General features: G+C 57.7%; 27 protein-coding genes and 2 tRNA genes. 12 read left to right on the forward strand and 17 right to left on the reverse strand.

What is annotated here, in order from left to right; translation table 11 throughout:
• The first annotated feature begins 137 nt into the window (after nucleotides 1-137).
• Together AC1PUL_RS07650 and AC1PUL_RS07655 are read left to right on the forward strand one after the other, a co-directional pair.
• A tRNA-Lys gene (locus tag AC1PUL_RS07650) sits at nucleotides 138-213 on the forward strand.
• Nucleotides 214-415: 202 nt separating this feature from the next.
• Complete coding sequence (locus tag AC1PUL_RS07655; RefSeq protein WP_480467608.1) at nucleotides 416-634, forward strand: hypothetical protein; 219 nt, start codon at nucleotides 416-418, stop codon at nucleotides 632-634.
• A 109-nt stretch (nucleotides 635-743) separates the two neighbouring features.
• Here the strand turns inward: AC1PUL_RS07655 and AC1PUL_RS07660 are convergent.
• Nucleotides 744-822, reverse strand: a tRNA-Arg gene (locus AC1PUL_RS07660).
• 7 nt (nucleotides 823-829) lie between these two features.
• On the reverse strand, nucleotides 830-1,015 hold the full coding sequence (locus AC1PUL_RS07665) for a hypothetical protein (protein ID WP_480467609.1): 186 nt from the start codon (nucleotides 1,013-1,015) through the stop codon (nucleotides 830-832).
• Nucleotides 1,016-1,152: 137 nt separating this feature from the next.
• Between AC1PUL_RS07665 and AC1PUL_RS07670 the strand changes: the two genes are divergently transcribed.
• From AC1PUL_RS07670 to AC1PUL_RS07690, 5 genes are all read left to right on the forward strand, one after another.
• Nucleotides 1,153-1,470, forward strand: coding sequence for a helix-turn-helix domain-containing protein (locus AC1PUL_RS07670; RefSeq protein ID WP_480467610.1), 318 nt, complete (start codon nucleotides 1,153-1,155; stop codon nucleotides 1,468-1,470).
• Nucleotides 1,471-1,595: 125 nt separating this feature from the next.
• Complete coding sequence (locus tag AC1PUL_RS07675; RefSeq protein ID WP_480467612.1) at nucleotides 1,596-1,865, forward strand: hypothetical protein; 270 nt, start codon at nucleotides 1,596-1,598, stop codon at nucleotides 1,863-1,865.
• The gene (locus tag AC1PUL_RS07680) at nucleotides 1,862-2,038 is read left to right on the forward strand and encodes a hypothetical protein (protein WP_480467613.1); all 177 of its coding nucleotides are present in this window, start codon (nucleotides 1,862-1,864) and stop codon (nucleotides 2,036-2,038) included. Before AC1PUL_RS07675 ends, AC1PUL_RS07680 begins: the two co-directional genes overlap by 4 nt.
• Nucleotides 2,031-2,312, forward strand: coding sequence for a helix-turn-helix transcriptional regulator (locus AC1PUL_RS07685; RefSeq protein ID WP_480467614.1), 282 nt, complete (start codon nucleotides 2,031-2,033; stop codon nucleotides 2,310-2,312). Before AC1PUL_RS07680 ends, AC1PUL_RS07685 begins: the two co-directional genes overlap by 8 nt.
• A 66-nt stretch (nucleotides 2,313-2,378) precedes the next feature.
• Nucleotides 2,379-2,711, forward strand: a complete 333-nt coding sequence (locus AC1PUL_RS07690; RefSeq protein WP_480467615.1) for a hypothetical protein — start codon at nucleotides 2,379-2,381, stop codon at nucleotides 2,709-2,711.
• A gap of 134 nt (nucleotides 2,712-2,845) precedes the next feature.
• Here the strand turns inward: AC1PUL_RS07690 and AC1PUL_RS07695 are convergent, their stop codons facing one another.
• From AC1PUL_RS07695 to AC1PUL_RS07705, 3 genes are all read right to left on the reverse strand, one after another.
• Nucleotides 2,846-4,096: a hypothetical protein gene (locus AC1PUL_RS07695; RefSeq protein WP_480467616.1), complete on the reverse strand. Its 1,251-nt coding sequence runs from the start codon at nucleotides 4,094-4,096 to the stop codon at nucleotides 2,846-2,848.
• Between the two features lie 78 nt (nucleotides 4,097-4,174).
• Nucleotides 4,175-4,846, reverse strand: coding sequence for a hypothetical protein (locus AC1PUL_RS07700; protein ID WP_480467618.1), 672 nt, complete (start codon nucleotides 4,844-4,846; stop codon nucleotides 4,175-4,177).
• Nucleotides 4,843-6,312, reverse strand: coding sequence for a tape measure protein (locus tag AC1PUL_RS07705; RefSeq protein ID WP_480467619.1), 1,470 nt, complete (start codon nucleotides 6,310-6,312; stop codon nucleotides 4,843-4,845). Before AC1PUL_RS07705 ends, AC1PUL_RS07700 begins: the two co-directional genes overlap by 4 nt.
• A 412-nt stretch (nucleotides 6,313-6,724) precedes the next feature.
• Between AC1PUL_RS07705 and AC1PUL_RS07710 the strand changes: the two genes are divergently transcribed.
• The gene (locus AC1PUL_RS07710; protein WP_480467620.1) at nucleotides 6,725-6,928 is read left to right on the forward strand and encodes a KTSC domain-containing protein; all 204 of its coding nucleotides are present in this window, start codon (nucleotides 6,725-6,727) and stop codon (nucleotides 6,926-6,928) included.
• 548 nt (nucleotides 6,929-7,476) lie between these two features.
• On the opposite strand, the gene AC1PUL_RS07715 is transcribed toward AC1PUL_RS07710, so the two are convergent.
• The 5 genes from AC1PUL_RS07715 to AC1PUL_RS07735 form a co-directional block, all read right to left on the reverse strand.
• The gene (locus AC1PUL_RS07715; protein WP_480467621.1) at nucleotides 7,477-7,827 is read right to left on the reverse strand and encodes a P27 family phage terminase small subunit; all 351 of its coding nucleotides are present in this window, start codon (nucleotides 7,825-7,827) and stop codon (nucleotides 7,477-7,479) included.
• 106 nt (nucleotides 7,828-7,933) lie between these two features.
• Nucleotides 7,934-8,572 carry an HK97 family phage prohead protease gene (locus AC1PUL_RS07720; protein ID WP_480467622.1) on the reverse strand — a complete coding sequence of 213 codons (639 nt, stop codon included), beginning with the start codon at nucleotides 8,570-8,572 and terminating at the stop codon, nucleotides 7,934-7,936.
• Between the two features lie 78 nt (nucleotides 8,573-8,650).
• The gene (locus tag AC1PUL_RS07725) at nucleotides 8,651-9,226 is read right to left on the reverse strand and encodes a hypothetical protein (protein ID WP_480467623.1); all 576 of its coding nucleotides are present in this window, start codon (nucleotides 9,224-9,226) and stop codon (nucleotides 8,651-8,653) included.
• A 10-nt stretch (nucleotides 9,227-9,236) separates the two neighbouring features.
• On the reverse strand, nucleotides 9,237-9,740 hold the full coding sequence (locus AC1PUL_RS07730) for a hypothetical protein (RefSeq protein ID WP_480467625.1): 504 nt from the start codon (nucleotides 9,738-9,740) through the stop codon (nucleotides 9,237-9,239).
• Between the two features lie 227 nt (nucleotides 9,741-9,967).
• Entirely contained in the window at nucleotides 9,968-11,029 is a 1,062-nt protein-coding gene (locus AC1PUL_RS07735) for a hypothetical protein (protein WP_480467626.1), read from the reverse strand.
• Between the two features lie 620 nt (nucleotides 11,030-11,649).
• Here AC1PUL_RS07735 and AC1PUL_RS07740 point away from each other — a divergent pair.
• Nucleotides 11,650-11,919: a hypothetical protein gene (locus AC1PUL_RS07740; protein ID WP_480467627.1), complete on the forward strand. Its 270-nt coding sequence runs from the start codon at nucleotides 11,650-11,652 to the stop codon at nucleotides 11,917-11,919.
• Between the two features lie 386 nt (nucleotides 11,920-12,305).
• Here the strand turns inward: AC1PUL_RS07740 and AC1PUL_RS07745 are convergent, their stop codons facing one another.
• From AC1PUL_RS07745 to AC1PUL_RS07770, 6 genes are all read right to left on the reverse strand, one after another.
• Nucleotides 12,306-12,827: a GNAT family N-acetyltransferase gene (locus AC1PUL_RS07745; protein ID WP_480467629.1), complete on the reverse strand. Its 522-nt coding sequence runs from the start codon at nucleotides 12,825-12,827 to the stop codon at nucleotides 12,306-12,308.
• Between the two features lie 5 nt (nucleotides 12,828-12,832).
• Complete coding sequence (locus AC1PUL_RS07750; RefSeq protein ID WP_480467630.1) at nucleotides 12,833-13,024, reverse strand: hypothetical protein; 192 nt, start codon at nucleotides 13,022-13,024, stop codon at nucleotides 12,833-12,835.
• A gap of 401 nt (nucleotides 13,025-13,425) precedes the next feature.
• Nucleotides 13,426-13,608 carry a hypothetical protein gene (locus AC1PUL_RS07755; protein ID WP_480467632.1) on the reverse strand — a complete coding sequence of 61 codons (183 nt, stop codon included), beginning with the start codon at nucleotides 13,606-13,608 and terminating at the stop codon, nucleotides 13,426-13,428.
• A gap of 144 nt (nucleotides 13,609-13,752) precedes the next feature.
• Entirely contained in the window at nucleotides 13,753-15,027 is a 1,275-nt protein-coding gene (locus AC1PUL_RS07760; RefSeq protein WP_480467634.1) for an AAA family ATPase, read from the reverse strand.
• Complete coding sequence (locus tag AC1PUL_RS07765; RefSeq protein ID WP_480467636.1) at nucleotides 15,002-15,250, reverse strand: hypothetical protein; 249 nt, start codon at nucleotides 15,248-15,250, stop codon at nucleotides 15,002-15,004. The genes AC1PUL_RS07760 and AC1PUL_RS07765 overlap by 26 nt, the downstream gene beginning before the upstream one ends.
• Nucleotides 15,251-15,402: 152 nt before the next feature.
• Nucleotides 15,403-15,603, reverse strand: a complete 201-nt coding sequence (locus tag AC1PUL_RS07770) for a helix-turn-helix transcriptional regulator (RefSeq protein WP_480467638.1) — start codon at nucleotides 15,601-15,603, stop codon at nucleotides 15,403-15,405.
• A 150-nt stretch (nucleotides 15,604-15,753) separates the two neighbouring features.
• Here AC1PUL_RS07770 and AC1PUL_RS07775 point away from each other — a divergent pair, with 150 nt between their 5' ends.
• From AC1PUL_RS07775 to AC1PUL_RS07785, 3 genes are all read left to right on the forward strand, one after another.
• Nucleotides 15,754-16,914, forward strand: a complete 1,161-nt coding sequence (locus tag AC1PUL_RS07775) for a tyrosine-type recombinase/integrase (RefSeq protein WP_480467639.1) — start codon at nucleotides 15,754-15,756, stop codon at nucleotides 16,912-16,914.
• A gap of 215 nt (nucleotides 16,915-17,129) precedes the next feature.
• Nucleotides 17,130-17,252, forward strand: a complete 123-nt coding sequence (locus AC1PUL_RS07780) for a hypothetical protein (protein ID WP_480467641.1) — start codon at nucleotides 17,130-17,132, stop codon at nucleotides 17,250-17,252.
• A gap of 133 nt (nucleotides 17,253-17,385) precedes the next feature.
• Nucleotides 17,386-17,511 carry a hypothetical protein gene (locus AC1PUL_RS07785; protein ID WP_480467643.1) on the forward strand — a complete coding sequence of 42 codons (126 nt, stop codon included), beginning with the start codon at nucleotides 17,386-17,388 and terminating at the stop codon, nucleotides 17,509-17,511.
• 35 nt (nucleotides 17,512-17,546) lie between these two features.
• On the opposite strand, the gene AC1PUL_RS07790 is transcribed toward AC1PUL_RS07785, so the two are convergent.
• Complete coding sequence (locus tag AC1PUL_RS07790) at nucleotides 17,547-19,001, reverse strand: cobyric acid synthase (protein WP_480467645.1); 1,455 nt, start codon at nucleotides 18,999-19,001, stop codon at nucleotides 17,547-17,549.
• Nucleotides 19,002-19,427: the final 426 nt, after the last annotated feature.

The raw sequence follows: 19,427 nt of genomic DNA on the forward strand, positions 1-19,427 counted from the left end.
GGCTTGCCAATCACCATTGCGTAGGCTGCGACAACGGGGCTGAATTTTGCAGGTAAAACTGTATTTTTGCGGTTGACCACCCGGGGTCACCTGCCTATGTTCCGCGCACTTCTTGAGGCGGCGCAAAAACCGCACGGGAGAGCGTAGCTCAGCCGGTAGAGCAACTGACTTTTAATCAGTAGGTCCAGGGTTCGAATCCCTGCGCTCTCACCACCGAAGTCTTAACGATTTCAATGGTGTAGCCATCGTAAAAGGCGGTAATCTTTAACGAGATTTACCGCCTTTTTTGTGCCGTTCGCGAGGTTTTACGGCACACGCGCGACACATGACACACGCGCATGTGGAAATGGAAGGGCCTTATGCCATTCGGCGCGACTTGCGTTTATTGTCGGTCAAGCGATTCAAGGAGAACCACATGGCAGAGAAGCGATACGTTTTCACGGCAGAAATCGTTATGACGCAGCCCGACGGAATCGATCCGCGCAACGGCGAAGATCTATACCGCACCTTCACCAGCAGAAAGACATGGACGGCCAGCGCATCCCACACTGTGGGCGAGATGATGGCCATGGTGGGAGAGACCTACGGAAACATCGTTCAAGTCACAGTCACCGAGGACTTGAATAAGGCATAGCCACCCCTGCCCTCCCAAGATTTGGCCCGCTCAAGTCTCTCGACGAGCGGGCCGCGGCGTTTCGTTGAGGTTGGTAGCCTCGCGAGGTGGTGTCTACGCGCCGCTGTCTTGGCGATCCCGGCAGGATTCGAACCTGCGACAAAACCTAATTAGAAGTTAGGTGCTCTATCCAGCTGAGCTACGGGACCGTGGCTTTCATTCATCGACGCTCAACTGGACAATCGAGCCATCTTCATCAAGGCCCATCGCGAAGGCCTTTCCGCTGATGATGCAGCGCCTGGCCGAGCAAAGGCGCCTAACGCCGCGCCGTGCGGCGATGCGATCAAGAATTGCATCAATGTCCTGCGGGTCAAACTCAATTCTCTTGCTTGCCGTCTGCATGTCCTGGCTCCTCGTGCTAACTGTTTATTAACCGCACTCAGCGGCTCGTGTTGTGTTTGTCACGCTGCATTTGTACACTGTCATCAAAATACTAGGTTTTGGTTTTCTGTCAACGCGCATTTGGACAGGGTACAAAAATGTTGCCAATTCAACTGCGGATGGCCCGTGCGGCGCTCAACATAGGTGTGCGTGAACTAGCGGAGTTGTCCGGTATTACAGCGAACACGATTTCCCGCATCGAGAACGGGAATGACGCAAAGCAATCGACTATCAGCGCCTTGCGGGCCGCCCTTGAAAAGGCTGGCGTTACCTTCATCGACGAACGCACGACGAGCGCAGCAGGCGGCCCAGGCGTCCGCCTATCTGTGCCAGTGACAGCTTCGATCGATACGAACACCCAAGAGACCGTTCAGTATCGCGAGATGAAGGACGGTCCGTTTGGCGCCGGCGGTTAGAGCCAGTCAATCGCGGTCTGACCCGTTCCACAAATTTGTCAAAAATATAGATTTTACAATGTCTTGACTCAATCCATTTCGCAGCATTAGGTCTGCGTTATGGACCAGTTAGACAGACGCCTCCGATGACTTCGCCGCTATCGACGCTCCCACTCTTCGCAACAGACCAACAGCTGGCCGTCGCCATCGTTGGCAAGGAACGCGCGGCCATGTGGATGAAGACAGTCATCCCGCAACTCGAGCGCGAAGGCTTCCCGCGGGTTGACCCACTGCATGACGGACGGCCGGTCCCGTTGGTCATGAAATTCTATGACGGGTATTTTGGCTTAACGGCCGGCTTTGCCGCAGTCGACGGCGAAGAGCGGCTGGGGCAATTTAGCAGGAGGCGCAAATGAGGACGCGCAAAGCGAGACTTCGAAAGCACCTTCTCATGGCGGCAGAACTCGTCGATCGCTACCCCGAGCTCATGCCGCTGCTGGAGCGCGTGGAGCGGGAGTACGATACCGCTGTTGCTCACGGCTCCACGCTTGCTCGCGTCAAAGCCAAGCTAGAGCTTGCCGATGATTGACGAACCCCGCCTAATCGGCCGCAAGGAAGCCGCCGAATACTGTGGCATCAGCCCGACTACCTTCTCAATGTGGGTGGCCAGCCACAAGATGCCGCCGTCCATCCCTGGCACGCGCAAGTGGGATAAGCGGGCGATAGACGCCAAACTGAACGAGATCAGCAGGCTAGCTGGCGATGAAGACCCCTATGAGAAGTGGGAACGTGAGAACGGGAAAGAAACTGATCTCCAAAAATGGAAGCGAGAGCGCGATAAAAAGCTGTCAGGAAAAGCCTGAAAAGAGGCTTCCCAACTCGCAACCTCGACGGTACGCTCTGCTAAACAACACTGCTGGGGAGCAATCATGAAAAAAGCAATCGTCGCCGCGGCTACGCTGGTCGCTCTAACGTCATGCGCCAAGCGCCCCGACGCCATCGTGCCTGTCGACATTCCTATGGCGGTCTATCAGAGCCAATCGTGCGAAAGCCTTGGCCAAGAGCTCATTCGGGAGCAGCAGAACCTTGCGGCAGTCTCAAAGGCACAGAACGAAGCCGCCACGGGGGACGCGGTCGGCGTCTTCCTAATTGGCGTGCCGATGTCGTCTGCCGTCGGTGGTGACAAGGAAGGTCAAGTAGCCGTTGCTAAGGGCAAGGTGCAGGCCATCGAGAACACCCTAAAATCCAAGGGTTGCAAGTAAGCAAATAGGCACAGCGGTTGCAGAAACCAACCGCTGTGCCTATGTTAATGTGGGTACTGGCAAATACGAAGCCTACGTTTGCTAGTACCATATCCCTTGGTCTGGGTTACGTCCGGTAATCCTCTTCGGTTTCTTTACTGATCGGAAACGTAGACGCCGGCCTCTGAAGCACTGTTGTATATGCGTGTGTTTGCGCCTGAGTTGGAGAACCCGGAACGCCACCTGGTGTTGTAAACAATGTTGCGCGATCCGCTGACGCCTAGTTGCCCGCAGAAGCAGGCATCAAGCTTGTTGTTGTTGCCGCCCCAACCCCACACTCCGTCCGCACCTCTGCACTGCTCCAGAGTGTTGTATTTTCCCAGGCAGCTGACGTCACCATTCGCGCCGTTACCTTCCATGAAGATCCCGCGGACAACGTTGTTCTCGCTGTTGGCACTGATCAGAACTCCGCCACCGTTGGCTTCGGACGTGCCGAACTCAACCTCTGTCGCGGTGCAATTCTCAAATCGGATGCCGAACCCAGACACGCCCTCAATGATCGGGTGAAGAACACGGCAAGCAGTAGTGTTGCTAAGCGAGGCGTTGCGGTCCATGAAGAGGCCCGTGGTCGGATCCATGATGAATCCCCACGCATTCGCGGAAACGTGCGGCATGATTTCGCACAGAACCGCGCACTCGGTCCTGATTGCCGAACCCCACACGTCTCGAACAGCCACATACACCTTGGCGTGCGCAACATTGCGCATGAGCAAGCCGCCTTCGGTCTTGCCGCCGTAAAGCGTTACAGTTCTGCTTCCCGTTAGACCACTGGCAACCGTTATGGAGGTGGATCCGACGGCCGTGATGGCAAACTTGAACCGGAAAGTGTCAGTCCAATCCCGTACGCGATCGCCGACAACGAGACCAGTAGCGCCAACGTCGCTAATACCAGTGATGACAGCAGATCCGTTTGTGATTGTTCCGGTGAAAGCCGTAGTTCGGCCGATCAGCATGATCGGGTTTTCCTGTGTCCCGAAGACTTGCCGGAATGTGAACGGCTTGGTCGTCATCGCCGGATTTGGCGCCATGGAGACGATGTACTGTTGACTTCCACTAGCCCGCAGCCGAACCTCGCCATATCCAATGACAGAAGGCGCCTTCACATTGTTGGTGTCCGACAAGTTCCAAGTGTTGGACAGGTAGTAGTCTCCTGCGACAAGGAGAAGATCTTTTTTGGCGGCCAGGGCTGCTGCGTACGCAGTGTTTAGATCGGTCAGCCTGTCAGTCGTATCGCCCGTCGGGTAGACAATGACGTACTGCGATTCAATTAAGTCCAAGCGAGCATTGGCAGCGCCGCCGCCAGCATCGTCGTCGAGCATTTTAGCAGAAACTTTAGTTAGGGCCATGTCATATCCTTCGCGCGCGTCCGCGATCGTCGCGGCGGCGGCGTTGTGGTGGGTTGGGGTTTTGGGGTTTGGGTAGTTTTAGGCGGCCGGCGTGATCGGCTGACCGACCACGTCCGGCCACTCGTGCAACCGCTTGCTGGTGATACCGTCGGCACGGATGACAGTTAGGTCGACATGGCCGCCAATATTGTGCTTAGGCGGCGCGTCGGGATTTGTGGGGCTTGGAATCTTCTGCTCACGCATGGCGCCAATCAGAAAAACGCCGTCGCGCTCAAGGCCGTGGTCCAGATCAATCGGCCGCCCGTACACTGAAAACTGCTCAGGAGTCGGTCTGGCACCCTGAGCGAAGATTGAGAACTTCCGCTCGAGATGAAACGCCGGGATATCACTGCCAAGCTCCGCAAATGTCGAAACTATGTAGGCGACGGGCCCGAAAGCTTCCGAAATCCCGGCAACTACGAGCCGAAGCCGAGTATCGTCGTTTGGCGCGAGCGCGATGTCGGCAAGCGCGTTTTGCAGCATTTCAATCGTCTCATCGAAAGACCGCGTAACCGCCGCAGCCATCAAGACCACTTCGGAAAGTAAAGCGATATCTTTGGTGCTGCCGCTGCCGACAACAGCCAGCGGGACGAGTCCAGAGGGGATCACTTTCTCGGCAGTGCCGAGGAGTATGCCGTCTTCGGAGTACAGAGCGCCATCGCTCAGGATCTCGACGCGATCGTGAAACGGTTTAACGATAAATCCCGTCATAGGGTCTCCATATCAATCAGTGGGGCAAGGACGCGGAGCGCTTCCGTCTGCGCCATGAGGGCGGAAGTTTCTTCCTTGATTTGCTCGATTTCGCGCTTGAAATCGGAAGCCTTTGACTTGCTTCCGGCACTTCCGCCGCCGCCCGACTTGCTGCCAGATGGTGCCGCGAAATCCTTGATGCTGACCGGATCGACCACGGCTGGAGCGGCCGGCAAACGCCCCGACTTCGGTGCCGCCTGGCCGATGCCGTTGCGCGCCGCATAGTCTTGAATTGCCTCAGGCGTCAGGCCGCCCGCTGATGCCCGAACCTGATTGATCGCGTCCTGCACCTCGCCGATGCGTGCTAGCGCCCCGGTGTTGTCGAAGCCAAGTTCTGTGTTGAGAGCGATCCGCTCCTGTAGGGTCTTGAGTTCGCCCTCAAGGGAAGCAATCTCGGCCTCAGCGGATGCAGTCGCGTCGGGTGCGATGAGGGTAGAGAAGATCTCATCGTTGAGTGAGAAATTACTGAGGAAACCAAGGACCGACCGCGCCTTTGCGTCGAGCTCGTCCAGCTGTCCGAGTAACTGGCCAATAGGTCCGTTGGCAATTCTTACGATGATTTCGCCAAGCACCTCGACGGCGCCGCCAAGTCGCTCAATTGCCCCGCCGGCCTTGTCGCTCGCGCCCGTCGCTTCATTGATGCGGCCAGCCACGTCTACGAGGGTATTGCGCAGCTTTTCGTATTGCTGGCCGACCGTCAGGACCGAGCCGGCGACCTTGTTCTCTAGGATGACCGAACCGGCTTCGAACGCGCGGAAGAAAGCTTCCGAGGATATCTTGCCATCGACGACAAGCTGCCGGAGTTTCGCAACGGATCCACCCGCTTCCGTGAGGCCAGCCGCAACCGCCTGGGCGATCGTGGGAGTCAATTCTAGCACCGAGTTCAGCTCCTCGGCGCGAACGACCCCGCCGCCCATCGCCTGGCTCAACTGGAGGAGCGCGCCGCTGGCCGCTGTGGCATCTGTACCAGCCACACGAAGGGCAAGCGCCACATTGCCGGAGAACTTGATCAAGTCCTCGTTGGAGACGTTGAGCTCCTTCTGGACAAGTGAAACCTTGCTGTACAGGTCGACGAGCGACTGGATCGGCGCGGCATTCTTCTGTGCCGACGCGAACAGCTGCGTATAGACACTGGTCAGCGCCTCGCCCTCAAGGCCGGCAACCTTCAGTGCGTTCTGGATCTGCGTAGCTGTGTCGATCAACTCTTGCGCATTCCGCAGCGCCGCGCCGCTCACGAACCCGGCTGCAAGCGCGCCGCCAAGGCGGCCGAACGTCGCGCCGATGGTGTTTGCGGACTTTTGTGCGCGCTTCTCAATCGTGGATAATTGTTTGTTGGCGACGCCGGTCGCCTTCCGCATCGCATTTTCAAAACGCCGAGTGTCGGCGGAAAGCTGAACGATCAGCTTCTCTAGGTCTGTGGCTGCCATATGGCCTCCTTCTTTGCGCACGACTGCCCGCCGCGGCGGTGGCCACGGGGTGATTGTGAATTGGTGGGGATTAGTGCGCGATTGCTTCCATTTTTAGCGAATCGTGACAGCCTATCGGTGGTTGCCGTCGTCAACCTTCTCTCGCGGCGCAAGCCGGCTCAAACGGCGCAAGGCCAATAGTGGCCTGAGCGGCAGGAATGATCCTGCTTTGTAGAGAAAGGAGGCAATGACATGCCTGGCATGTTGAAGTCTAAAGTCGTGAAAGTTCGCGCATATGTGCGGCGCAGATTTGGACGTCTAGAACACGTCTGCTCGCACTTTCGCTCCTGGCCTGGCCAGCTTTCATTTGACTTTTAATCCGGGCTCGTAATCCGGACCGACGACGGCAGCCACCAAAGCTTGTGAGGATGAAATGCCAAAACTGCGATCATCAGCTATCCGGCAGGCCGAATACACCGCCGCCACTCGGACACTCCATATCTGGTTCGTTGAGAGCGGTGGGCCGTACGACTATTATGGCGTGCCGGAAAGTGTCTATGAGGGACTGATTAACGCCAGGTCGGCGGGCGGGTACTTCAACGACTACATTCGCGATCGGTATTCATCCAACCGTTGAGCACACGCTAGGCCGACACCAGTCGCCGATAGATCGCCACAGCATCCGGACAAGCGTCCCAGTTGGCATACGATCGCGGATGCCAGACAAACGGCGGGCAAAACGGTGTCGCCAGCACCCCCGCGTCTGCGAGCACGCCATGCAGGCGCCATTGCTCCGGCCAAGCGGCAGTCTCTTCGCTTTCAATATAGGCCTTAAACGCGGCCAGCATCGCGGGCGTAACATCAAAATCCGCCCGATTTGCGCGCCTGTTTTGCCTGCGTCTTACCGGCATCTGCGCAACCTCGCTTTTGGTGGGCCGAACTGCTCTACGGCCCACGGTTCCTTTTCGTGGTGCACGCGGGTTTTAGCCCAGATGGCCAAGAGATCGTCAGCGTAGGCTTGCCAGGCCTCGGCTGCCTCTTCCATTGAAGGGTGACCGGTCTCATCGACTGACACGCCAGCCGACGGTAGGTCGTCAAAATAGTCGTGGCCGGTCTCCAGGTAGATTGCCCACGCTTCAAGTGACGCAGAAGCGCGCCGTCGGTTCACCTTGCGACGAACGGGCATCAGCGGCGGTTCCCGTAGTCTGCGGTTCGCGGCGGGCGCGGTGTCTCCGGGGTGTCGACGCCATCTAGGGCGAGCTCACGCAGCAGCCTGGCGAAGCCAATCCGGCTGTCTCGTTCGATGGCCACTTCAGGACGCGCCTTAGGCTGGCCGAAGCGGTCGTCGTAGGTCAGCCCCTCAACCTCGACCACACGGCGGGCCGCACTCGCACGGTCCCATGCTTCCGCGGCCAAAACGAGCAGTTTGAAGTGGTGTTCTTCCAAATCGAAGTCAGAAACGACCGATTTTACCCATGTTTGAGTAGGCTTTTCGAGGTGCTTTGGCGCCCTGAAAGCCGCAGTTTCCTTGGCCATCAGGGCCTCCAATTTTTATGTGAACCGGGGCAAGGCGAATACACGATGTGGGACCGCACCGGTCCTGCGGCCTGAGACGCCCGAACACTGAAGGCCCCCGGTGCCCTCACAGCTTGGCCAGCGCTGCCCGCATCTTCTCGAGCGGATCCGATGGACCGGACTTAGCGGACGCCGCAGACAGGGCTTGCCTGACCCGTTCCGCAGCCTCGTCGTAGTCTGACACTGCGACAACGCGCGCTAGGTCGTTGCTCGGCTCGTCGACGATTGAGAGCTCACGAAGGTCGATTTCGTCCAGGTAGCGCTTGACACCGCCCTTGCCCACTGAGGTGCGTTCCGGAATAAAGCCGATGGACAGTCCGTCGAGGACGCCCGCGCGCATGAGGCTCAGCAAGCGCTTGCCCATGTCCGTCTCGAGCGCCAAGAGTCGCCCCTCGACCCAAAGCCCTTTGCTGTCCTCGCGCATCACGGTCCAAACACCGACGGGCAGGTCGTCATATGCAAATGGGTTGCCAGCGCTGCCGTGCATCAACCGCATCGCCGGAAACCTGCCTTTGATCCGCCAGGCGCGGAGTGACTTTTCAAACGCGCCACGGCGGATGACGTCACGATGGCTGTCGAGGTTATCGAACACTGCCCCGTATCCGGAGAAGGCGCCATCTGCGGTCACGACTGGTCGGAAGAAGCTACTTTTGTTTTCCACTGTTCCGCTCCAGCCACGTGCGGAGTGCCTTAGCCGCTTTCTCACCGATCGCCGGCACGAGCACCTTGTTTTCAGTTTCTTCGATAGCCTGGCCGCGGTCGTCAGTTTTGGTTGCGGTTTGCATTAGCGATACCCCGCTGGGATTTGAATCTCTTTGATGATGCCGGAGCGCGCCGCCTTGCGCAGGTCGATCGCCAGGTCGTTATTCCTGTCTGTCGCTGAACCAAAGAAGTCGCGGCCGACATCGACGAGGCCAGATGGCTCTACACCTGCTCGCATCAGATCCGTGCGCAGTGCGCCGATCTTCCATTGTGCGGCCGCAGCGGCACATAGGGCGCCGTAGAATTCCGCGACGATTGCGTCGTATTCTGACCGGAATAGCTGCGAGATCTCGTAGGAAGCTCGTCGCGCCAGTTCGTTCTTCTTGAGCGCGAGCTCGTCCAGCGCGTCTTTGATGTCCCTGTCTTCACGCACCAGCCGCGCCAGCGCATCACGATCGTCTGCAGGAGGTTCGTACGAGATGCCGGCCACCAGGGCGGCGACGCGGTCCTTGTGTTCTGTGGGCTGCGTCTGAGCCTTGGCGTGGATAGCGCCTTGCTCCTGGCGAATGGTGGCCTGTCGCTGGATAAGCTGCGTCTGCCGTTCGACTAGAGCCGCGAGCTCGGCTGAGTGATCCTCAGGCCGTGGGATTTTTCGCATGAGGGTTTCCTTACGAGATCAATTGTGTGGCCAGGCGCTTCAGCGTTGGCAGCGGAATGAGTGCCAGCCGGATCATGCGATCAGGAGTGCCGTGGCCGCGCTTGTAGATGCGGGTGACGGGGTCGCCATGGAAGCGACGAGCAGCAACAGTGACGAAATTTGATTCGGAGACGAAGACGTCGCCAGACCTGAAGTCGATGTCGCCACCCGCGAGGCCAGCTGCCTGGTCAAGCAGATCGGTGATCTCCGTCTCGGCATTGATGGCTCCATTGCCAGCGGTTCGCGGCAGATCGCCCGTCGTCATCTCGCTGGCGACGCTAGTAACGGCGCGGTTGGCCGACAGCGCAAGGATAATGCGTGCAAGCTCGCGAGAGGAGAATGTAGCTTTGCGACCGGAAGAAATGCGGTCAGCTTCCCGCAGCCGGCGGACGGTGTCGCGGACGACCGAAGGGGCCACCGCGAGCTCGCTCGCAATGACCTCCTCCGCCTCTGCGGAAGTCGGTTTTTTGTTCATGTTGAAATTCCAGATTTCAGAGGAAAGGAAGAGCGCAGCAACCAGCCAGGCATGAAGCCCGACCGGTGCGCGATCAACACCCGGCGTCGCCGTCACGGGTGGATGGTATTTGCTGCCAGTACTTCCGTGGTCAGCAAATGGGGAATGAAAAAGCCAGCCCGAAGGCTGGCGAGGTGGAACCCTACGAGGTCCTATATTGTATATCCGCGCCAGTCTGCAGAATGGGACTAGGCGGCCTGTAGGACCTTTGAGAGTCTGGCGCATGCTTCTTCAAGCGCCTGCCGTCCCTTGCGTTCCGCCACCTTTCCAGCAAAACCGATTACGTTGCCGACCTCTGCCATGTTGCGTGCGGTTAGCGCCGCATCAAGGACGGCCACGTCTTGTGGGGGCAGCTTTGATGCGACTTCGGCCCGATCCACAAAGGTGTCATCGTCAAAAATCATAGCGCCTTGGTTCGCCTTCTTCGGCACGGCCACCCACGATGAGAAGATGTTGCCGACGTCAATCGAGCCAGTTGGAAGGGCCGGCATGGATTCCTGCTCGACTGGAGGAAGCCCTACAAAGGCCCTTGCGTCGTTCAGCGACATGGTGGTCGGTGGTAGAGGCGGCAATGCCTTCCCCCTGACGCGAGCCGCGCGCGCTCTCGCGTTCGCTCTGCTTTTCGGGGTTTGCGGTATGAATTCGCCTGGATAACAGCCGAGCCAATCCGCAAGCCGTTCCCTGAGGGCCAACTCTTCGTCGTTATTGATGTCCGCCCCTTTGGCTCGTCCAAAACGGTCCACTGGTCGCTTCCCGCGCCACGTGATGATGTGTCGGTCGTTGCCGGGTCGTGTAGTCGTGCCGTCCGCGACGGTCGGCATAGTTCCAAATCGTAGTTCGCCAAGCCTGACAATCTTACCGGCGCGCTTCTCGATATCACCCCCAATCGGCTGCCGATCAATAAGGCCTGGCCGATTGGGGGCGAACTTAACGTTCTTGACCGCAGTCAACAGCGCCCCAACGGTCGGGCGTACCTCGTGCTCGCATTCAACAATGGGCGGTGCGGGCTCTTCCGTCTGTTCATCTTCAGCTAGATTGTCATTCGCGGGGATGATTGACCAGTTCGTTCGCAAGGGTTCGGCTGGCGGGCGGGAGATTGCTCGCCATTTGAGAAGTACAGCCAAGTCATCCGACAGCTTGGCATGGCGAGGTGATGAACTTCTTGGGGTAGTGAAGATTTCAGAGTCGTTCGCTGGCGCGAGCTCACGCCAAGCGGCCACGGCCGCGCGGTGCTGTTCTGCTGTTCTCACAATGGTTCTCGTAGGTTCGAAAGCGCCGACCGTTATCCGGCTCTTGGCGCGTGCCGTCGTGCGGCTTGCTATAGTGTCGACTAGGCGACACAGGGGCATATAAGCCAAACGCCCGCAGGAATCATGGGGCGCCTAAAAATAAATCAAAGCGAGCATGCGCCTGTTTTGATTTATTCGTTGTTTTCATTTGGTAATTTTGAATAAATGTTCAAAATCAAGATTTAGTTTTGCGCATGAGATGGCCGCGGGTTTGTTAGCTTCCCAAGCTGTGAAGATTGTAGGCCGGGGGCTTGCAACCGGACATTCCGGAACCTACGTTCTACAACAACTCGGGACAGCCGCGCATGGGGAAGCGACCAGGGCTGTTGCAATCTGGAAATTCCCTAAAAGTCTGGCGGGCGGTACGCGGTTCATCAAGGACTTCGCCCAGAGAATAGGAGATGCGTATGAACGCTTCTTTGCTTCTCGAAGCCAGCCAGTCGAGGAAGACCATCCGACTGAAGCTTGATCTTAGGATCAGCTGGGCTTCGATCGTAGCCTTCTTCGGGCTGTAATGCGAAAGGCCCTCTGGAGCGATCCGGAGGGTCTTTTTGTTTCGAGACTAAAGGAGGGTGTTGGTTATGAAGCACATCGACTTAAACGAGAGTGACGGTCCTTCACAGTCTGAGGATCCGGCGCCTGCACACTGGCCTAAAGGCGTAAGTCCGATATCGTTCGACGGTCTTGGTCGTGTGGGGGTTGATGGTGACCATAACCTCTACTGGGATGGCCAGAGGATCCAAACCGTCAGCAGACTTGGATTCATTGAGAGGTTATTGGCGACGGCCGTAGCGCTCGGCACCCTATCGATGGCCATCTTTGACGCATTGCGCTTCTTTGCCGGCCAATGAGTGCTGCACAAGCTCCTCTTGTCTCACAGCGCCCGCCACACCTGCACGCTAGCAGACACGATCGTGGCCAGGATCATGAGCGCCGTCAGCACGAGCAGGATTTTATCGAGCATAGCGCAAGCCGCATCTCAAACCGTTCGGCGTCGGTGCGTTAACCAAGCTGCATCCCTCGGCTTTCGCGATCCTGCGCAGCAGATCCGGCAGCACCGCGTCGGGGCCTATTTTCGCAATCATCGCGTTGCCGTCATACCGCTTCGACATGCCGCACCGTTCGCAGGCAACTACAATTTTCTGGTTTCGACAACTAAAAAGGCGACGCGCGCCCGGCCCATGCGACATGGATTTCTCCTGCCGCCGCCTTGGTGATGGCCACCGCTGGCCTGACGTTACACTTTGAGCATGTCTAGGAACATAACCGGTTGGTCAAGTGCTCTGTTACTCGGCGTATCCAGTAGTGTGAATCCGAGCCGCTCATAGAACTCGACTGCAGATGACTTCGAGTCTACGACAACAAAACGGCATCCAACGTGTGGCATTATCGCATTCTTCACCACACCTACGGCGAATAGCACCAATTCAGCGCCAAGTTTTCGACCACGGTAGCGCTTATCTACAGCCAACCTGGCAATTTTCACAGATGGGTACGTCTTGAAGTCGTACTGATCGTCGCCATCTGCGTTGGCGATTGGTGTCTCTGTAAGGATCTCGCCACATATGAGGGTGACGTAACCGACTATCCGGTTGCCATCTACAAACAAGCCGTACGTTCGCGCGTAGCTGTTCTGCTGATAGGATTTGGCCTTCTTCTGCAGAAAGGCCTTAAGAGGAACATACTCAAGGCCGCCAAGAGAAAGCCCGGTGACCTTGTCACCGGGCTCAATAGGCCTTAGTTCAATTTCTTCATCCATTTCGATTACTTGGAAGAGTTATTGACTTTAAAAACAATTTTGCCCTTAGACGCGTATTCTTTAAATCGTTCGCTACCTTTTTCAGCAGTAGCTTTTGCAGTTGCCTTCGGTTTACCGTAGGTAACCTGATTTTTGAATTTCTTCGCGTCGCTCTCAGTCAATTTCACCTGACCGAAAGCGCTTGATATAACAGCCATCTTAACGCTCCTTTCGTAGGTGGTGGTTGTTAAGTCTACATATAGAGTATTGACGAAGGGTTATCAACGTGCTACGAACCTCGCGTTCTTGGTTCGTAGCACGTCACGCCATTTTGGGCGTTAAAATTAATTTACGTGCAATCCCAGTGACTTAACTCAGCAGCGCTACTTCGGTTCCATTTCCCACCGCGATTCCATCATTGCGTGCGGCAGGATTCGGGTGCTTTCAAAGACATCCAGCCTTGCGTAAACGAGGCCTGCACTTGTCGTTTGCTGCCAGTTCGCATGGCTCATGTACAAGCCGGCTCTTCTCCTCGTGTAAGTGTTCAGGATTGCGGTGGCGTGGCGCAAGTCGCGCCAGCCGATCGGCGATCTCGTGCAGCGGGCCGCTGTTGTGTTTGTCAAGCCGCGGACATGGCATCCACTGAGTTGACGACTTCGGCGCGGATGCCGCGCTCATCAGAGCGGATGACAATAAGAGCCGGCGCGATGCCGCTCATGTCCACGCCGACGACGGTGACAGGCTTGCCGGTGTCAGGATGGAGCCCTCGGTAGGTTTCGTTCAGTGGGATCACGTTCGTCATTCTTTCTCTCCTCTGTCGGCAGAGGGACAAAGGGACATTTGTCCCCCTTTTTCCCGTCTGTCCCTTTAACTTTGGACCTATAGAGGGGGACAGACAGGGACACACTCCTTTAGGAGTGTCCCTTTGTCCCCCCTGCTTGTCCCGTTACTTGATGAAGTAGAATTGCCCGATGCGAACGACGTGGCCGGCGCTATCAAGCGCTTCGATGGCGCGGCGGAAAGCCTTCTTCTTCGCCTCAGTTGTTCCTGTGATGGCCTCGTAGAATGCCGCCCGCCATCGATCCTCGGAAATCACCAGGGCGCCGTCCGGATAGCCAGGACCGTCCGGTTTGATGCCTTCTGTTTCGCAAAGCTTGGTGAGGATCTCGAGGGCTTGCGCCGTCTTGCCGCGAACGTTGCGCATCAGGCTTTCGGCCGGAGCTTCGGCAGATACGACGACAGGCGCCGTCGTCGGCTCGCCGTCTTCATTTGCACCGATCTCTACTCCTTCCATTCGGAAGCGCGTGACAATGCCCTCTTCGCCGTCGTTGGTGCCGTCGCATTCTAGCAGATATGCGCCGCCTTCCTTCTTCACGAGGAACGAGGCGTCCACAGCGCCGTCAAGGTCGATCGCACCCTTGCCGCGGTCGCCAGCCCATCCGGTGTGGTGGATCACGCTCACGTGGCTGCCTGGGACAGCTTCGCGCAGGGCGTCACATGACTGGACAAAACGGGACATGTCTTTGCTGGCGTTCTGGTCGCCGGGGCCGAATACACGTGTAAGCGTGTCGATGACGATCCACACGCATTCGGATCCGCAATCTTTTTCCAGATCGAGAATGTAGTCGGCCAAGGCCAGCGCGTCGGCCGTGTTGGACGTCATGTCGAGCCGCGCACCGAGGATGGCCATAGGCACGCCGTCAGCGTCGTGATGCTTGCGCCAGGCGCGAACGCGGCGCTTCGTCAGGTCCTTGCGTTCTGCCGCTATGTAGACGACGAGGCCCTGCTTAACGCGCCGGCCGTGCCAGTCCTTGCCGGCCGCTACATGGCAGGCCATGTCGGTGACAATTACGGATTTGCCCGATCCGGGCTTGCCGCTGATAACGGTGAATTCGTCGACGCCGAGGACGCCTTTGAGGACGTGCTCTTTCGGCTCGTCTTCTTCCAAGTCGTCGAACCAGTCGACAGAAAAACGCGCACGGGGCTTCTCCGGCAGTTCAATCTTCCGGCTGGACTTGATCGCGCCGCCCCATTCAAACCACCAGCAGCCGGCAGCCTTGTATATGTTGCCCTTAACGCCGTCGACGGTTGCGCCGTGCAGCTTCTGCCCTGAGATCATTCCGTCATAAGCGGCCGCGAAGTCGTGAAGCTCTTCAGGGAAGTTGTCATTCGCCGCGACTGACTCGGCCCCTACTTCAGTATGCTTTGCGACTGGTGCCATTGGCGAGTGCCTCACGTGCGAGTTCTACCAGGTCGTCGACAATCGACGGCGGGAATGTCACGGCCGCGCCAGTGCCGAGCGATGGGCCATATACCCGCCAGCCGTTCGGTCCCTGCGCGAGTTTGAGCTCATAGGCACGCACACCGTTGTCGAGCTCGGCATCAAAACGAGCGACTACTTTTCCGCTGCCGGCGTGTGCCGGGCGGATTGAAAGAATTCTCATTATGTCTCCTGATTTTAGGCCGCCTGATCGGCCGGTTCGTTCCCGTTGTCGTTATCGGCTTCCGGCTTCTTCCGGCCGGTGAGTTGTTCGAATTCGCGCCGCATTGATGCGGCGCCCACGGTAGGGGCGGTCGGGGTCGGGTTTGGTTGTGGTCATGCGGCCTCCTGTTGCTCGAGCCATTTGGTCAGGGTGGATCGGCGAGCGGCGACTGTGCCGCCGAGTTTGAAGGAAGGCAGGATCTGGTCGTAGATCAACCGATAGGTCTGGCGCTGGGAGATGCCGAGGAAGTCGGCAATGGCCTTGGCGCCGAAAAGAAGATCCTGCATTGGCAGGTTGTCGTTTGCTTGCTTCATAATTCCCTCCATTTGTCAAGACGTAATTGGCCGGCAATGGGCAGATAAGGAAAACGGGCAACGCAGGCCACCCCCTGCCTAAAATTTTCTTTGATTGCCTAATTCTACCGTGTGCCCTATTCGTCGTGTGTCGAAATATCAGGAGGTCGAATGGCGAAGATAAAGAAACGAACCTGGACGAACGCAAAAGGTGTCCAGACTGCCTACCAACTCGACTTCACAGACAAGAACGGCAAGCGCCACCGTGAGCAATTCCCGCTCAAGCGCGATGCCGAGACACGGCTTGCGGAGTTGCAGGGATCGACGCGCGCGGGAACCTATCGCCCGCTTGCCGATGCGCTGCGGGTGCGGGATGCCTGCGAGGCGTTTCTGAACCACATGGAAGTCAGACACGGCCGTAATGAGAAGGTAACGACGACGTATCTTAAGGCATGCCGGCAACACTGCCAGAACTGGATAGACCCCTCTGGCGACTATGTCGAAAAGAAGGGCGAGAAGATTGGCTTCAAGAATGGCATTGGCAGCATAAAGCTGGCCGACTTGCGCGCCTCTCACGTCGTCACGTTCCGGGATGCAATGCGGGACCATGGTGCTGGTATTGTCACCACACGGCGCGTCATAGGCACGCTCTCTCGCATCCTCAAGCATGCGGCCGAGCGGGACATGACTGCTTCAAACGTGGCCAAGGGTGTCCGCGTGACTGGCACAAGGGACGAGGACCGCGAGAAGGTGAAAGCCCCTGCCCGCTCCGATGTCGCCGCACTCCTGCAGCACGCAGAAGGACAGGACCGGCTGGCCGTCATGTTTGCCGCTCAGACGGGTCTACGCGCATCTGAGCAATGGGCCTTACGTTGGCGCCACCTCGACATGGATGCTGGCCGTGTGACCGTACAAGAGCGCGTGGACGCATTTGGGGAACTGGACACAACCAAGAGCAAGGCAGGCAATCGAACAGTGCCCCTCGGCAAGGCGCTCGTTGCAGCCCTGAAGCAGCATCGAGAGACGACAAAACACGCCAAGGAGTCGGATTTCGTTTTCACCAACAGCCGAGGGGGGTTTGTCAGACATACAAACCACACCAAGCGCGTATGGCTGCCCCTTATAGAGCGGGCCGGTATTGAGCCGATCGGCTGGCACTCACTACGGCACTTCGCAGTGAGTGCATGGATTGCGGCAGGCTTCCAACCAAAGGAGGTCCAGACACTCGCCGGTCATGCGTCATTCCAAATCACGATGACGACCTATGGCCATATGTGGGAAAAAGAGGACCATCAATCCAAGTTTGACGCCATAGCAGACGCATTCACCTGAAGTTTGGCACATGCCAGTCACATGAAGCTTTGCACACCCTGCAAACCATGGCTTTATGTCGCGACTTTTAATCAGTAGGTCCAGGGTTCGAATCCCTGCGCTCTCACCACTTCTCTAGAACTTCGTGAGATCAATCAGATTGTAGCAATCGTTTTAGCCGGCTGCCAATGCCTGTGTCTTATTCTGGACCAAGCTCAGGCAAGAGGAACTGGCAAATGCGTGTGACGGTGGCCCTGATGATTGCCGCAGTCTTCAGTATTCTGGCAATCAAATACTCGGAAAACTCCATGGGCAACGGTCAGTTGTCCGCGTCCGCAGCCGACATTACGGCCAGCTGAGACAGTTGCGCGATGGATTTGTGATATTCAGGCAACAGCTACGAGCCATTGATACGCTCGACTGCTGCTATTCTTCTCGGCCGGAACCGCTTTTGCCGCAATCTCGTTGACGATGAGCTGGCAGGAGCCAAATATGAGATACATCTTCATCCTGCTGATCGCCTCGGTGCTCAGCATACTTGTTTTCAAATATGCGAATAATTCGCTCGGCGGTGGAGAGCTGATGGCGTCACCGATGGATGTGACTGCGGCTTCTTGAGGACTTGTGCCGCCTTGTGCAGCAAAGGCCTGATATCAACCAAGCAGCGTTTTAAGCCATTCCTGAGAGAGCCGTCCTTCAAGCTCCGCTGCCAGTTCGTCCAGGGCGTCATCGACCATGCCGCGATAGCTGCGGCCTCCCCCCTCGATACCGAAACTCGCGAGAAGTTTTCGACGGTAAGAATCGCTGGAGAAAAGGCCATGCAGATAGGTGCCGACCACACGTCCATCGGCGCTTGAGGCTCCGTCGGCACGACCGTTGATCGTGATGGGCGCCCGCACGGTATCAGCACCTTCCGTTATGCCCAGATGGATCTCGTAACCTGAGAGCGGTACGCCATACTCGCGCGAATAGGCTTGGCTGTTGCGGACTGTCTTTTCCGCGGCCATGACCGTCTCGACGTCAAGCAGACCAAGACCATCCACGGCGCGTGGAATGCCCTCAAGACCCAAAGGATCTGCGACGCTTCTGCCGAGCATCTGATAGCCGCCGCAGATGCCGATGACCCGGCCTCCGCGCTTTACATGCATGTGAAGGTCATGATCCCAGCCATGCGCCCGAAATTCCTCAAGATCCGCAATCGTCGATTTCGAACCTGGCAGCACCACCAGACCGGCATCGGCAGGCAAGGCCTCACCGGCACGCACATAGACGAGGTCGACTTCCGGCTCAGCTGCGAGCGGATCGAGATCATCGAAATTGGCAATTCGGGACAGAACAGGCACCGCAACCTTCAAGGCTCCGCCATTCCCTTTGACGAGACGTTCCAGAACGACGGAATCTTCCGCCGGCAGGCGTGCCGCCGCCTTCAGCCAGGGTATGACGCCGAAGCAGGGCCATCCCGTGAAGTCAGCGATCGCCGACAGGCCATCGTCGAAGAGGCTGACGTCGCCCCGAAACTTGTTGATGATGTAGCCGACGATCTGGGCGCGGTCTTCATCCGGCAGAATGGTGTGGGTGCCGACGAGCGAGGCGATGACCCCTCCCCGATCGATATCGCCGACGAGCACAACGGGGACGCCTGCGCGCGTGGCAAACCCCATATTGGCGATATCGCCGGCCCTGAGGTTGATTTCAGCGGGTGAGCCGGCCCCTTCGATGATCACAAGGTCCTTGTCGGCGCACACTTTCTCGAAACTCTCGAGGACCGCGCCGAGGAGCTGTGGTTTCAGCCGCTGGTAATCGCGGCCCTTGGCCTGACCGAAAACCTTGCCCTGAACGATAATCTGGCTGCCGACCTCGCTTTGTGGCTTAAGGAGAACCGGATTCATGTGGACAGAAGACGGCGTACGCGCTGCCATCGCCTGGAGCCATTGCGCCCGGCCGATTTCTCCTCCGTCATCCGAGACGGCCGCGTTGTTCGACATGTTCTGCGGCTTGAACGGCGCGACCTTCAGACCCCTGTTCGCGGCAAGCCGGCAAAGGCCAGCGACCAGTATCGTCTTTCCGACATCCGATCCTGTTCCCTGCAACATGATCGTTCGTGTCATCGCATTCTGTCCTATTTCCGCCACAGCGTTGACCGCCTTGTTTTCATGGTTTTGCCCCGATTTCGCCATCACCGTTACCGTGAATGCGACACCGCGTCAGCCTGTCGCAGGTAAATCCTCTTTACTGGACAATTTGCGACATTCGATGACGGTTTGCGCCCTGGTGCGAAGGCATTCTAGTGATTATCTGCGCTCCGAAATCAGCGCCCTTAAGAGCGCAGCCATCAAGGAAACACCCATGCTCTACATCCTGCAGAACCGCAATAGCCTCGCCATCGCCTGGAACGGCCGTGCGCCGCAGCACAAGACTGTCGCCCGCTGGGAAGTGCGCAATCCGATCTCCAGCCGCAAGGGCTGATTGATCCCGTCTATTTTGGAGAAACGGGCTGATCCAAGCCGATATCAGGCTGGATCTAATGGTCCAAA

The sequence above is a fragment of the Rhizobium sp. P43 genome (assembly GCF_056730705.1).